We start from the raw sequence: 14,979 nt of genomic DNA, 5'->3' as shown, positions 1-14,979 counted from the left end.
TAATATTCAATTTAAATTTTAGCTTAAAAACCTCTAATGAGATGTTGTTAAGCTTAGAGCATATTTAACTCTAGCTTTGCACGAAGTGACATCCGTTGCGGCGTCCAAAATGGTTCCCACACAAGATCAACAACGCACTCTTTAATTTCAGGAATTGAGTAAACTGCATTAGAAACCCAGCTCGGCATCTCCCCAGCAACAGGGCAACCCGGCGCCGTTAATGTCATATCAATACGCACACGGATATTGTTTTCCGTTAGTTCTAAAAACTCAATGGCGTAAATTAGTCCAAGTTCATAAATATCTACGGGGATCTCTGGGTCGTAGACCTTTTTCACGGCATCAATGATACGTTCTACTAACTCTTCTGACTCTTCATTGGGCGCAACACCTTCGGCAAAGAGAATTTGCGGAAAGTTTGGCTCATCACGATTAATATCCATCTTTGATTCTATCCTTCAAATCTGTAGCTAATGCTGATTGAAACACGCAGTATTCTATCGCATGTCTCTTTATTCTTGATTATTTATATTACTTATCGGCTTACTCAGTCTTGGCAACTTCATCTTTTTCATGAATAGCTGAGTGCATAGCATGCCATGCAAGTGTTGCACACTTAACGCGCGCGGGATATTCCCTAACACCAGTTAAAACTCGAAGCTTCCCTAAACCATCGCTATCTTCACCATCAAGCATCACGGCATCATGAAAAAGCTTAAAGAGCGCATCTGCCTCTTCCACCGTTTTACCTTTAATAGCATCTGTCATCATTGAGCTTGAAGCTGTCGAGATCGCGCAACCATCACCTTGAAAAGAGACATCTGTAATAATCCCATCTTCAATATTGACATAAACCTCGATCTGATCACCACACAACGGGTTATACCCTTCTGCATGATGAGTGCATGGATCAATCACACGAAAATTACGAGGATTTCTATTATGATCTAAGATCATCTCTTGATAGAGCTCTCTGATATCAAAACTCATGATAATATTTACCAACCTTAAATAGCACTAAATTCGTACTGATTATAACGGATCATCTGCTTCTTTACGAGTATTGATTCTATCGATTCAAAAAATCTAGTAACACATTGATCCTATATTCTTCTTGTACAATGCATGCTTCTCATTGAGTTTCCTATCAATTTTAAGGATCATTTCTGTCTTTTTTATCCGCACACTTGTTCTCATAAAAAATTCACCATTGGCTATTTTTCTGTTTTATGAGAAAATCGACTATTAAATTCGGAATATCTCAACGAAATTTACCTAAAAATTTCATAAACAACGAATGTTATATCAGAATAAACAAAAAGGATGGTTACTGAATGAACTGGTTTGAACGTATAATTCCAATGATCCGTACCCAAAAAAAGGGTAACTCAGTTCCAGAAGGTGTATGGGCTAAATGCCGTTCTTGTGATGCCATTCTCTATCAACAAGAACTTGCTGCAAACCTACAAGTTTGCCCAAAATGTGATGCGCATATGCGAATCGATGCTCGCACACGCTTAATCTCTTTCTTAGATGAAAACTCAGCTGTAGAAATGGGCCAAGATATTGAATCTGTCGATTTTCTTAACTTCCGTGATAGTCGTCGCTACCGTGATCGCTTAACAGATGCACAAAAATCAACAGGAGAGACGGAAACCCTGATCGCTATGCATGGAACACTCAAAGGCATGGAGATCTCCGCAACGTCGTTTAACTTCAACTTCATGGGTGGTTCAATGGGGTCTGTTGCCGGTGAGCGATTTATCCGTGCGGTGAATTATAGTTTAGAAAATAACTGCCCGCTTGTAGCCTTTATGACAAGTGGCGGCGCTAGAATGCAAGAAGGTTTAACCTCACTCATGCAAATGGCAAAAACATCTGCAGGAATCGCTAAACTTAATGAAAAAGGCATTCCTTTTATCTCTGTCTTAACCGACCCTACATTTGGTGGTGTTTCTGCCAGTTTAGCAATGCTTGGGGACATTAATATTGCCGAGCCTCATGCTTTAATTGGTTTTGCAGGTCCGCGTGTTATTGAGCAAACGGTTCGTGAAAAACTGCCAGAAGGCTTCCAACGCTCAGAGTTCCTCCTTGAAAAAGGGGCTATTGATATGATCGTTGATCGCCGTCATCTGCGTAACGAAATTGCAAGCTTACTTGCAAAATTAACGCACCAAGGTCAACCTTTAGATGAGGTTTGCTAACCCTTTCTAATTTGCTATGACACAAAAAGAGATGAATATGGCTTCTGAACGCTCCCTTCAATCGTGGCTAACTTATTTAGAAGCCATTCACCCTCTCTCAATGGATTTCAAACTCGCTCGTATCATTACTGTATACGAGCGTTTAAGTCTTACCCCCATTGCGCCACTTGTCATCACGGTTGCTGGCACCAATGGCAAAGGCTCAACCTCTACGACCATTGCAAATCTCTATAAAGCCCATGATTTTAAAGTGGGTCTTTTTACATCCCCCCATATTAATCGCTTTAATGAACGTATTAGAATCAACCTTGAGGAAGTTTCTGATAGCGAACTTATTGAAGCCTTCAATGCGATTGAAAAAGCACGAGAAGAGATCACCCTTACCTACTTTGAGTTTGCAACACTTGCAGCCTTTTATCTATTTAAGAAAAATCATGTGGATGTTGCTGTTTTAGAGGTGGGCTTAGGAGGACGATTAGATTCTACCAATATTGTTGATGCTAATATTGCAGTAATTACGCCTATTAGCATTGACCATACCGCACAATTAGGTAATACCATCACAGCCATTGCCGGTGAAAAAGCAGGCATTATTAAAGCAAAGGCAAAAGTTGTTACAGCCGAATCAGAGCCAAGCATCTCCATTATTAATAAAGCACAATCGGAAGATGCCTCGCTTTATATTCGCGATGAAGCCTATCATTACGAGATATTAGAAAATGGAGCATTCACCTATCAATTTGAAAACTCCGCAACGCTCACGCTTCCTCAACCTAACTTATTAGGTAAACACCAATATCAAAACGCTTCAGCGGCCATTACAGCGCTCTATCTCTCAGGCACAGATGTAATACCAGAGAAAGTAGAACAAGGCTTAAAGAGCGTTAAATTAGAAGGAAGATTCCAAGCACTAACACGCAAAAATTCCCCCAGAGTGTTCTTAGATGTCACACATAATCCTCAAGGCGCGACTGTTTTAAAAGCATTAGTTGAAGAATTCGTTGCAAAAAGTCAGCCTAAACCAAAGGTAACTGCCCTTTTAGGGATGCTGAAAGACAAAGATGAGCAACTATTAGTCAAAACATTAAGTGAGACTGTTGATGAGTGGATTACAGCACCAATACTCGATGAGAGAGGGCAATCAGCGGAAATATTGCGTGATAAAATTTCCCATCTATTAACAAAACCACCACATGCATCAAACTCTATTCCAAAGGGATGTGAGTTTGCCTTATCTTGTAGCCAGCCCCATGATATTATTATTGTATTCGGTTCATTTCACATGATGGCAGAAAGCCTCAACTGGTTTAAAGAGAATCAATATGTCTAATACCCAATCCAAACCTATCTTACAACGCGCAGTAGGCGCTATTTTTCTCTTAGCGCTCATTGGGCTCGTGGCGATTTTACTGTTACAACCCTCAGATCGCTTACCTGACTCCACGGCTAAAAATAGTAAACCTCAGCAGCCGACCATTAGTATTACTGCTAATGATAATAAGCCCTCTACACCATCAAATGATAATTTAGAGCCCGCACTTATTCTTGAGAGCACAACCGATGTTGATGTTGCCGATACAGATTCAACCACAGCTCCAACTGAAGTTATTGGGGAAGATATCTGGCAAAGTGTTGAACAGCAAACTCAAGAAGAGATTCAAGCTGCAAAACCGATCTTAGTGGTAAGTAGCGAGCCCTCAACACAAGAAGCTTCTAAGCCAAAAGTTGACACGCCTAAGACACAAGCCTCCCAAACCACACCAAAAGCTGAAACGACTAAACCAGAAACGGTTAAACCTAAGGTAGAGGCGCCAAAGCTTGAATTGATTGCAGATAGTGAAAAAACAACAACCTCAAAACCCAGCGCACAAGCAACGCCTAAAGCAGATGCCAGCGGCAAATGGTATGTTCAAATTGGCGCTTTTGGCAATGCTGCGAATGCCCAAAAATTAGTAAATCAATATAAGCAACAAGGTTATAATGTCCGAATCCAAAAGGATAATAATCTCAATCGCGTTCAAATTGGTCCCTTCTCAACAAAAAAAGATGCTGAGAAAGTCCAAGCAAAAACCAAAACCCAATCTCTCAACCCCGCGGTGATTCACCTCCCGTAATTTTACTTTTCATCTTAGGAGCTCGTTATCGTGGATATCTCTACAATTATTGATGCTGTTATTATTGCTATTATTGCTATCTCAGTGATTGTAGCTTTTTTTAGAGGCTTTATCTCTGAAGCACTTTCTCTTGTAGTCTGGATTTTAGCCTTTATGGGCGCTGTAATGTATTACCAGGATGTCGGAGAGATGTTACCAAAAATCTTTGGTGGCAGCTTAGGCTCATTAAATAGTGAAGATTCTATTTTTAGTGACTTAATTAGCTTTGCGATCACCTTTATAGGGTTACTGATTTTATTGGGCTTGGCTAATCTTCTCATTACTTTTATCCTAAGACGCCTTAGCATTTCATGGCCTGATCGTCTTTTAGGGGCTATTTTCGGGCTTCTTCGAGGCATGTTTATTGTCGCAATTATCTCTCTTTTTGTGATTGAATCCCCCTTTAAAGAGACTGAATATTGGTCAAATGCTAAACTTAGCAATATGGCAACCTCATGGGCGCATACGCTCTCTTCATTTATTCCTGAAAACTTCTTAGAGAGCATTAATACTGCTGTAATTGAACCTGCAAAAGAGTCGATTCAACAAGGATCAACTAGCTTGAGAGAACAAGCAACTGATGCCGTTATTGAACGCATTAGTCAGCCTAATAATGAAGTTATTTTAGAATCCACAGAAGCTGTGACTGAACCAAGCGAAGAGGCAACAATTAATGAGTAATGTATCGAACGAAGAAATTCAAAAATTTAATGATCAAGATTGGTGGAATACTGAAGGAGAGCTTAAAACACTTCACGATATCAATCCTACTCGCTTTGAATTTATGGAAGACTGCGTCGAATTAGCGGGTAAAAAAGCTTTAGATATCGGCTGTGGTGGGGGGATTATCTCGGAAGGATTAGCACATCGCCATGCAAAAGTGACAGGTATTGATATGGCGCCTAATGCCATCGAAGTTGCCAATCATCACGCAAAATCTCATCACCTAGAAATTGACTATCAAGTCATTACCGCTGAAGAATTTGCTAAAGATCATATTGAAAAGTTTGATGTCATCACCTGCCTTGAAATGCTTGAACATGTTCCTACTCCAAGTTCTGTGATCAAAGCGGCAAGTGATATGTTAAAACCGGGTGGGAGCATCTTCTTCTCAACAATTAACCGCACCTTTAAAGCAAAAAGCTTAGCGGTATTTGCAGCTGAGAATGTTTTGCGTATTGTTCCTAAAGGTACGCATGATTACAACAAATTCATTACCCCTCTAGAGCTCTACGAAATGTGTGAAGCTTACGGCTTAACAGTAAAACGCATTCAGGGCATGAGTTACAATCCATTTAATCGCGTTGCCGGCTTAACCGATGATGTCAGCATGAACTACCTTGTTTATGCGACTAAAGATCGTATTTAATTGCCATTTCACACTTAAAACCGATTCATTATCAACGATCAAGCGAGCAAAGAGGCGTTACATTCTCTTTGCCATCCGCTTTTCATTAAAAAAGGATCATGACATGACAAAACCTTTAGATGGAAAAATTATTTTAGTTACAGGCGCCTCAGGGGCTATTGGCAAAGAATCAGCGCTTCGCTTAGCAGATTTAGGCGCAACCATTATTTTAATGGGCCGTAAAGAAGAGAAACTCAATCCGATCTACGATATTATCGTTAACCGTGGTGGTGCTGAACCTGCTATCGTTGCGATGGATTTCTTAAAGGTTGAAGATCTTGATTACTATAACCTCGCACAAAACCTCGGCGCGGAGTTTGGCCGATTAGACGGTATTGTTCATGGCGCTATTAACTTAGGATACCTCACGCCGCTTGCGCATACTACGCCTGAAAAGTGGCATCATGGATTACAAATCACGCTAAATGCGCCCTACTTTCTTACGCATGCGATGCTACCACTTTTAGATCAATCAGAACGTGCTTCTGTGATCTTTTTTGCCCATGATGAAGTCGCTTTTGGTGATAAAGCTTACTGGGGTAGCTACGCTGTTGCAAAAGCCGGCTTGATGACACTCATGAAAACTTTTGCACTTGAAAATGAATCAGAAGGTAAGATAGCATTTAATGCAATTGATCCTATTTGCATCAACTCCTCATTAAGAATGAGCGTGATGCCAGAAGGCGCGCCTGATGCAAGAGAGCTTCGTAAAGTTATTGATCTTGTCTTTAAACTTAACGATCCTGCAGAAGGTTTTGTCACAGGATCAACATTGACGGTCGACGAATAATTCGTTCAATCAAATTACTATTAAGAGGAGCACAGCATATGACACAGACTCACTCCCTCAAGAAAGCGGCACAACTATTCGTAGCCGCTTTCTCTTTTTCCACCATCTCATTTGCCTTTGCCGCGCCTGAGATCACCTCTTTTGAGAATACTCATGAAGCAACTTTAAATAATGGCTTAAAAGTGGTTGTTCGAGAAGATCATCGAACCCCTGTCGTCACGGCAATGGTTTGGTATAAAGTTGGCTCTGTTGATGAGCCTCGTGGTCTTGGTGGAGTCTCTCATATGCTTGAGCATATGATGTTCAAAGGAACAGATACATTAGGCCCTAACGAGCACTCAACGATTATTGCTAACTTAGGGGGAAGAGATAATGCTTTCACCTCCACTGATTACACCGGCTATTTTGAAAATCTACCGGCATGGGAGTTAGAAACGGCACTCAAACTAGAGGCCGATCGCATGCAAAACCTAGAGCTTCGTGAAGCTGACTTTGCACCAGAAAGACTCGTTGTTGCCGAAGAGCGCCGTCAAAGAACAGATAGTAATCCTCAAGCAAAGCTCTATGAAACATTTAGTGCCACCATGTTTAATACCAGCGCTTATCGTAACCCGATTATTGGCTGGATGCCGGAGATCCACTCATGGCAGTTGGAAGACCTTCAAAAATGGTACGAGCAATTTTATGCGCCTAATAACGCGACAGTGGTAATTGTAGGTGATGTCGATCCTACGAAAACAATCGAAATGGTAGAGCACTACTTTGGCAATATTCCAAGTAGTGAGAATATTACTCGCCCTTACAACTTTGAAGTGGCACAAGAAGGTGAAAAACGAGTAAACCTTGCTGTTCCAGCCAATCTTCCTGTGATTTTTATGGGCTATAAAGTCCCTAGTGTCAATGAGATTGAAGAGGGCTCAATGGATGCAGCGGCTCTACTTTTAACCTCAATCATTCTCGATGGAACAAACTCTTCTCGCTTAAGTAAAAGCATGGTCAGAGATCAGCAAATCGCCTTGCAAGCAGGGAGCTTCTATAGCTACGGCGCTCGTTACGTTACTCCTTTTACTTTTGTGGGGGTTCCTAGCGAAAAGAACTCTTTAGAAGATTTAGAAATCGCATTTAAAAAAGAGATAAAAAATCTTCAAACAACACCAGTAACGCAAGCAGAACTAGATCGTATTATTGGCCTTTATGAAGCAAGTAGCATCTACGCTAAAGATTCAGTCTACTCCCAAGCAATGCTGATCGGTCAAGCAGAAACCACAGGTGAAGGCTGGCAAAATGCAGAGAAACGCGTAGAGCTCTTGAAAAAAGTCACCCCTGAAATGATTCAAAATGTTGCCAACAAATATTTCCAAGACGATTTATTAACCGTGGCAACGCTCCATCCCACTAAACAAGCAGCCAACCTGTTAGAAACCTCTGATGCCGTGCTGATTGATACAGCAACAGAATAATAGGAGAGAGATCATGAAAAATTTACTCGCAGGAATTCTTGCCACTTCCGCATTTTTAATCGGACTTACCGCTAATGGAGCTTCTCAAGTTGAAACTTGGAAAACCAAAGAAGGCGCCTCAGTCTATTTTCTACAAGCACCAGAAATCCCCATTATGGATATGATTGTTTCCCTTGATGCCGGAAGCTTACGCGAAGGCAATCAATATGGCTTAGCAAGCATGACCGCAAATATGATGACTAAAGGTACATCTAGGCTAAATGAAGAAGATTTCTTAACAAAGCTTGATGATCTACAAAGTAGTATCAATGCCGGAAGCTCATTAACCAGCACTAATTTCTCTTTACGCTCTTTAACGAAAGAGACGTCATTAAAGCCCTCCCTTGAACTTTTCTATGAAGTCCTTATGGAGGCTAATTTTAACGAGAAAGTCTTTGAGAGAGAACGCGCACAAGCCATTGATGGACAAAAAGCAATTCTCGATAACCCAGGGCAAATCGCTAATGAGCTCTACTATGAAACACTCTACCCAAATACGGTTGTGGGCGCGACTTCTAAAATGTTAGAACAATCCTTAAAATCACTAACAATGAGTGATTTAGAGAAATTCCGTACACAGTTCTACCATGCCAATAATGCCAAAATTGTCTTTGTCGGCGATATTAGCAAGGAAGATGCTGAAAAAATTGCAACTCATATTAGTGGGCTTCTTGGCCAAGGAGAAGTTGCTCCCCTTAACATCGATATTAAATCTGTAACGACTAACAAAACCGTGGAACAAGCATTCAATAGTCCGCAAACACAAGTGATTATGGGCCAACCTGCTATTGATCGCTTTAATAAGGATTATCTGCCCTTAATCGTAGGAAATCATCTTTTAGGGGGTAGCGGTTTAACTTCTATTTTAATGACCAATATCCGGGAAAAAGATGGTTTAACGTACGGCATTTATAGTTATTTTGCTGCCGGCATGTATGAAGGCCCATTTACGGTTAGTTTCTCTACCAAAAATGAGAGCGTGGAAGAAGCGATCGAAAAGAGTAAGGCTGTGATTACTAAATTTATCGCTGAAGGCCCAGAAGAAGATGCCTTACAACGCGCAAAAAATAACTTTTTAGGGGCTTTAGTACTCGACCTTAATAGCAACGCAAAACTCGCCAATGCGATTTTAGGATTAGCAAATTATAATCTTCCCCTCGATTATTATGAAACGCTGCCTGAAAAAGTGAAGGCCATTACGCCTGCAGAGATACAATCGGCATTTAAACGCCATGTCAACCCAAAGGAGATGGCAACAGTGATTGTCGGCGGCTATGTTGAGGCTGCAAAAACAGAAAAATAACGACAAATATCTCATTTAATCAGTAACTTAAAAGATTCATGAGATCAATAAGGGCTATCCCAAGTTGTTCACAGTTCCTGTGGATAAGTTTTGGGATAGCCCTATTACATTGCCAACAACCCCGATAGGAATGCGCTTTTATAACTTTGATTAAAAATAGAACAGCACTTTTTTCGACATTCCTCTATATTGATAGATCCCGCTTTAAAAACTTTTATAAAATAACTTCTAAATCTGTTTTAGATGCATCTTTCAGCGATCTTTAGAATTTACATCTGGAATACATATTCTTTAAGTCAAAATTTATTAGTTAGTCTTCCTCCTAAAAAAGGTTGATGAGCAGATAGGTCGAATGCTTGCATATTTTTGGAAATTACGTGCCAGCCGTTTTAAGCCTTTTTCGGTTCGAATCAGAATTTAATACGTGATAGCTATATATAATAGATTCGGTTCAAGAAACATTATTTTAAAAGTATTAAGAGCACAAAGTGTGTATCAAATTAGCTTGCATGCTGCCGGATAGAACGATTCTTGTGCTTCTCATAATCGATGCACCGGCAATCTGATTCAGTGATTTTTAAACCGATTTCTCTTATATAGCAATAAATCCCCCTTCCTCTAAAGAATTAGTATTTAAAATATAGTGAAATAGGTTCAAAATAGGCGGATTTAAATGCCGGCGCATCGGCTATTAACAATAAGAAATATGTTCTACCCGGCATCTTGCAAGCACTGTTTAATACGTACTTTTATTTATAGATTGATGCCGCGCTGGAGGGAATGTTTCGTGTTCTTTGTAAAACTCCGTATCAGCTGTTTAAGGCTTGTTTTTCTTAAACCGATTTTACTATATCTATAAAGAACTCAAAATTATGGCTGACAGCAAGAAATAATCAGCCCTTTTCCACAAAATTCATCAACAAAAGCCTTGAGAAAAAACCTCAAGGATTTTTTGTAATTATAGAATTTTCAAAAAAACAGCTACAATAGCTGACCGGCAATTGATGTTAAGATGAACTGCGATATTTCTTTCCCATCAATCACCCTTATAAAGATTTAAAACGACAATATCATTATGAATAGAGAGAGCATTACGCATTTTTTTGCCGATGGTGGCAATTTAAGCCTAGCAATTGAAGGATATCAGCCCCGTGACGAACAGATTAAGATGGCTAAAGCGATTGCTGAAGCAATAGAAGAACATGACACACTCATTGTCGAAGCAGGAACTGGTACCGGAAAAACATTTGCCTATCTTGTCCCAGCACTCTTATCAAAACGTAAAACTTTAATTTCAACAGGAACAAAACACCTTCAAGACCAGCTCTTTGAAAAAGATATCCCCCTCTTAAAGGGGCTTATTAAACATCCTATTTCAACAGCCCTTCTTAAAGGTCGTTCAAATTATCTCTGCCTTTATCGCACAAAGACCTTACGGGCTCGTGGCCGATTTGAAAATAAAAAACAAGTTGAACAATTCTTTAAAATTGAGCGCTTTGCAGGACAAGATGCAACGGGTGATATCACTCAACTCTCCGGCATTACTGAGACTGAGCTCTGGCCACAAGTAACCTCAACAACAGAGAACTGTCTTCATAACGAATGCCCTGATTTTGAAGAGTGCTTTGTCTTTAAAGCCCGAAAAAAAGCGATGGATTCAGATGTCGTTGTGATCAATCATCATCTTCTTTGCGCGGATCTTGCACTCAAGCAAGATGGTTTTGGCGAGATTCTACCTGAAGCTGAAATTATCATTATTGATGAAGCCCACCAATTAGCAGAAACGGCGGGACTCTTCTTTAGTACGCAATTATCGACAAAGCAATTTCATGATTGGATCGATGATCTCAATAAAGCTATTGCCGTTGAAGCTGCTGACTTTAGTGGTCACGATACGGCAGCTGATGCGCTTTTTAAAGCGCTTACAGATCTTCGTAAAGCACTGCCACAATATAATCAGCGCTATGCACTCTCTGAATTTGAAGAGAACCCGATTATCACGGGGCTTTTTCAAGAGATCTATGATATTGCAAAAACAATTCTTTCTATTGTCGATCCTCTCAAAATACGCGCACAAATCTTTCTAAAACTTGTAGAGCGGTTAGAAGAGATCATTATGACTTGGAAGATCCTTCTTTTAAGCGAGAAGACCCCCGATTCCGTCAACGCGATTAACTGGCTTGAAACTTATACCTTTAATATCACGTTTCACTCAACGCCACTAGATATCTCCGAGCAATTTCGTAAAAATAGCGGATCGCTCAATGCTAGCTGGATCTTCACCTCAGCAACATTAGCGGTAAAAGATGATTTTAGCTATTTCTGCCGTCCGCTTGGACTCTCTAAAAAGAATACTTTAAAGCTCGATAGCCCCTTTGATTATCCACGGACATCCCTACTCTATCATCCTGATCACCTACCTTTACCAAGTGATCCCAAGTTTTTACCAGAGATGATTGATGCGGTGTTGCCAGTTATAGATATTGCCAAAGGAAGAAGTTTTATCCTCTTTACCAGTTATCGCGCGCTCAATGAGGCTAAAGAGCTCTTAAAGAAAAAAACAGCCTATCCCCTTTTTGTACAAGGTGATATGCCCAAAATGCAACTCATTGAAGCCTTTAAAGCATCCGGTAACGGCATTTTACTAGGAACAATGAGTTTTTGGGAAGGCGTTGATGTTAAAGGTGATGCGCTCTCTTGCGTAATTATTGAAAAATTCCCGTTCTCCTCGCCAGGAGATCCTATTGAGCAGGCAAAAATGGATCTTATTCGAGAGCAAGGTTATGACCCCTTCAGTACTTACCAATTACCAAAAGCAATTATCGCTTTAAAACAAGGTGTAGGTCGATTAATTCGCGATCATGATGATTATGGCGTGCTAGTCATTGCAGATACAAGATTATCGAAAAGTCGCTATGGTAAGCGCTTTTTAGACAGTTTACCGCCGATGACAAAAACATTAAAACCTGAACGTATTACACGTTTTTTTGACTACATGGAAAATAAACGAGAAACTAGCTCATAATTTTTTCCCTCATCTGAGATTTTAAAAATGGATATTACCCTTTTCGGTTACCTTTTAATTGGTGGAAGCTACCTTATTGGCTCGCTTTCATCCGCAATTATTCTCTGTAAGCTTGCAGGTCTTCCTGATCCTCGTACCGAAGGCTCTGGCAACCCCGGCGCTACTAACGTCATGCGTATCGGTGGCAAAAAGCTTGCGGCATTAACACTTCTAGGAGATCTTTTAAAAGGTCTTATTCCTGTTATTTTGGCATGGCTACTCAATCAGTCACCACTTACGGTGTCGCTCGTTGCAATTGCGGCATTTATTGGTCACCTCTTCCCTATTTTCTTTGGATTTAAGGGTGGAAAAGGTGTAGCAACAGCGCTTGGCGCCATTTTAGGGCTTAACTATTTAGTGGCTCTCTGCGCACTTGGCGTTTGGATTATTATTTTTGCAATCACAAAAATCTCCTCGCTCTCAGCACTTATTGCGGCAGTATCAGCACCAATATTCCTCTATCTGTTTAATGCTTCAAGCGAAATTGTGTGGGCAGTGATCTTTATGGATCTACTCTTAATCTATCGTCATAAAAGCAATATTCAAAGATTACTCAAAGGTGAAGAAGGGAAACTGAAATCTAAAAAATAAGCCTCTCGATGATTAATATTCTCCTCAGAGTTGTTAATCACCTATAAAGGTCTCAAAGGAAAAACCTTCGAGATCTTTTTTTATTATTAAATGGCATTTTAAACTGCCACTATTCAAGCATCACTCTTATTAGGTTTTTATTGCAATACGCTACAATTCATTGCAAGAATCAGCTATAATAAGATGTATTTAAATTCCTATTTTAAGGGCATCATGAAAGAACGTTTACAAAAAGTTTTAGCGAACCTGGGTTTGGGTTCACGCCGAGAAATCGAAGGTTGGATTAGCGAAGGTCGTATTAGGGTCAATGACGAAGTCGCTGAGCTCGGATGCCAAGTCGATGGAACAGAGACTGTCCTCTTAGATGGTCGTCGTATTTCTATCGATAGCGGCGAACAAGAACGTCGTGTCCTCATCTATTACAAACCAGAAGGTGAGATTACTACTCGCCATGATCCTGAAGGTCGTCCAACAATTTTTGACAGTCTTCCCCGCATTAATGATGGTCGCTGGATTACGGTTGGCCGTCTAGATATCAATACACAAGGTCTTCTTCTTGTTACAAACGATGGAGAACTTGCGCATCGTTTAATGCACCCATCTCATGAATTAGAGCGTGAATATGCTGTTCGCGTGATTGGTGAATTTACCGATGAAATGGCCGAGAATATGAAAAATGGCATCGAGTTTGAAGATGGCCTTTCTAAATTTGAGGAGATTCTCTGGTCAGGTGGAACTGGTGCAAACTTCTGGTATCACGTAACTGTTAAAGGCGGTAAAAACCGTGAGGTTCGCCGTCTTTGGGAATCACAAGGTTTAATGGTTTCTCGTCTTATCCGTATTCGTTACGGTAATGTAGAGTTACCGAAAGGTCTTCGTGAAGGACAATTTATTGATATTGATCCTGAAATCTTAAAAGAGCTTGTTGAATCAGTTGGCCTTGAACATCAACGTGTGACGCTTGATGAGAAGACAGAACGCCAACGTTCTAAAGCACGTCGCATTGGTGGAAGCCAATTAGATCGTCGCCGTGAATTAAATCGCGATCATCGCGGATCTCAAGATGCACGCCGTCATGATGGAGACCGTCCATTTAATCGCGATAACAATCGTGGCGAAGGCCGTTCTTTTGACCGTGACAACAATCGTGATGAAGGCCGTCCGTTTAACCGCGACAACAATCGCGGTGAAGGTCGTCCGTTTAACCGTGACAACAATCGCGGCGAAGGTCGTCCATTTAATCGTGATAATAACCGTGGCGAAGGTCGTCCATTTAATCGTGACAACAATCGTGGCGAAGGCCGTTCATTTAATCGCGACAACAATCGTGGCGAAGGTCGTCCGTTTAATCACGATAATAACCGTGGCGAAGGCCGTTCATTTAATCGCGACAACAATCGTGGCGAAGGTCGTCCGTTTAATCGCGATAATAACCGTGGTGAAGGTCGTCCGTTTAATCGCGACAACAATCGTGGCGAAGGTCGTCCGTTTAATCGCGACAACAATCGTGGCGAAGGTCGTCCGTTTAATCGCGACAACAATCGTGGCGAAGGTCGTCCGTTTAATCGCGATAATAACCGTGGCGAAGGTCGTTCTTTTGATCGCGATAATAACCGTGGTGAAGGTCGTCCGTTTAATCGCGACAACAATCGTGGCGAAGGCCGTTCATTTAATCGCGACAACAATCGTGGCGAAGGTCGTTCGTTTAATCGCGATAATAACCGTGGCGAAGGTCGTCCGTTTAATCGCGATAATAACCGTGGTGAAGGTCGTCCGTTTAATCGCGACAACAATCGTGGCGAAGGTCGTCCGTTTAACCGCGACAACAACCGAGGTGAAGGTCGTAGCTTTGGATCACAAGATTCACGCCGCCATAACCGAGATGAGAAACGCACTTTCAATCGTGAAGATCGCTTTTCACCAAAAAGATCACGCGACTAATTAATCTTAGTAGCCATCCATCATAA

Annotated in this window: 13 protein-coding genes; 11 read left to right on the top strand and 2 right to left on the bottom strand. The window is 41.0% G+C overall.

Annotated features, from left to right (window positions below; genetic code table 11):
• Positions 1 to 53: 53 nt before the first annotated feature.
• Complete coding sequence (locus MMG00_RS00935; RefSeq protein ID WP_242150107.1) at positions 54 to 443, bottom strand: iron-sulfur cluster assembly protein; 390 nt, start codon at positions 441 to 443, stop codon at positions 54 to 56.
• 100 nt (positions 444 to 543) lie between these two features.
• The gene (gene sufU, locus MMG00_RS00930; RefSeq protein ID WP_242150104.1) at positions 544 to 990 is read right to left on the bottom strand and encodes a Fe-S cluster assembly sulfur transfer protein SufU; all 447 of its coding nucleotides are present in this window, start codon (positions 988 to 990) and stop codon (positions 544 to 546) included.
• Between the two features lie 344 nt (positions 991 to 1,334).
• Here sufU and accD point away from each other — a divergent pair, with 344 nt between their 5' ends.
• The 11 genes from accD to rluB all read left to right on the top strand — a co-directional run bounded on the left by accD (position 1,335) and on the right by rluB (position 14,953).
• Positions 1,335 to 2,204, top strand: coding sequence for an acetyl-CoA carboxylase, carboxyltransferase subunit beta (accD, locus tag MMG00_RS00925; protein WP_242150101.1), 870 nt, complete (start codon positions 1,335 to 1,337; stop codon positions 2,202 to 2,204).
• Between the two features lie 37 nt (positions 2,205 to 2,241).
• Positions 2,242 to 3,534, top strand: a complete 1,293-nt coding sequence (gene folC, locus MMG00_RS00920; RefSeq protein ID WP_242150099.1) for a bifunctional tetrahydrofolate synthase/dihydrofolate synthase — start codon at positions 2,242 to 2,244, stop codon at positions 3,532 to 3,534.
• Positions 3,527 to 4,318, top strand: a complete 792-nt coding sequence (locus tag MMG00_RS00915; protein ID WP_242150096.1) for an SPOR domain-containing protein — start codon at positions 3,527 to 3,529, stop codon at positions 4,316 to 4,318. The genes folC and MMG00_RS00915 overlap by 8 nt, the downstream gene beginning before the upstream one ends.
• Before the next feature lie 30 nt (positions 4,319 to 4,348).
• Positions 4,349 to 5,038, top strand: coding sequence for a CvpA family protein (locus tag MMG00_RS00910; RefSeq protein ID WP_242150093.1), 690 nt, complete (start codon positions 4,349 to 4,351; stop codon positions 5,036 to 5,038).
• Complete coding sequence (gene ubiG / locus MMG00_RS00905) at positions 5,031 to 5,726, top strand: bifunctional 2-polyprenyl-6-hydroxyphenol methylase/3-demethylubiquinol 3-O-methyltransferase UbiG (RefSeq protein WP_242150090.1); 696 nt, start codon at positions 5,031 to 5,033, stop codon at positions 5,724 to 5,726. Before MMG00_RS00910 ends, ubiG begins: the two co-directional genes overlap by 8 nt.
• Positions 5,727 to 5,829: 103 nt before the next feature.
• The gene (locus tag MMG00_RS00900; RefSeq protein WP_242150088.1) at positions 5,830 to 6,555 is read left to right on the top strand and encodes an SDR family NAD(P)-dependent oxidoreductase; all 726 of its coding nucleotides are present in this window, start codon (positions 5,830 to 5,832) and stop codon (positions 6,553 to 6,555) included.
• Between the two features lie 38 nt (positions 6,556 to 6,593).
• On the top strand, positions 6,594 to 8,015 hold the full coding sequence (locus tag MMG00_RS00895; protein WP_242150086.1) for a M16 family metallopeptidase: 1,422 nt from the start codon (positions 6,594 to 6,596) through the stop codon (positions 8,013 to 8,015).
• Positions 8,016 to 8,028: 13 nt separating this feature from the next.
• Entirely contained in the window at positions 8,029 to 9,357 is a 1,329-nt protein-coding gene (locus MMG00_RS00890) for a M16 family metallopeptidase (protein ID WP_242150083.1), read from the top strand.
• A 1,075-nt stretch (positions 9,358 to 10,432) separates the two neighbouring features.
• Positions 10,433 to 12,382, top strand: a complete 1,950-nt coding sequence (gene yoaA, locus MMG00_RS00885; protein WP_242150080.1) for a DNA repair helicase YoaA — start codon at positions 10,433 to 10,435, stop codon at positions 12,380 to 12,382.
• A gap of 27 nt (positions 12,383 to 12,409) precedes the next feature.
• The gene (plsY, locus tag MMG00_RS00880; RefSeq protein ID WP_242150077.1) at positions 12,410 to 13,012 is read left to right on the top strand and encodes a glycerol-3-phosphate 1-O-acyltransferase PlsY; all 603 of its coding nucleotides are present in this window, start codon (positions 12,410 to 12,412) and stop codon (positions 13,010 to 13,012) included.
• A 213-nt stretch (positions 13,013 to 13,225) separates the two neighbouring features.
• Complete coding sequence (rluB, locus tag MMG00_RS00875) at positions 13,226 to 14,953, top strand: 23S rRNA pseudouridine(2605) synthase RluB (protein WP_242150074.1); 1,728 nt, start codon at positions 13,226 to 13,228, stop codon at positions 14,951 to 14,953.
• The last annotated feature ends 26 nt before the right edge of the window (positions 14,954 to 14,979 follow it).

It is taken from the genome of Ignatzschineria rhizosphaerae, from assembly GCF_022655595.1.
Taxonomy (GTDB): domain Bacteria; phylum Pseudomonadota; class Gammaproteobacteria; order Cardiobacteriales; family Wohlfahrtiimonadaceae; genus Ignatzschineria; species Ignatzschineria rhizosphaerae.
The sequence above is the reverse complement of the archived record's forward strand: the minus strand, read 5'-3'. Positions and strand labels throughout refer to the sequence as shown.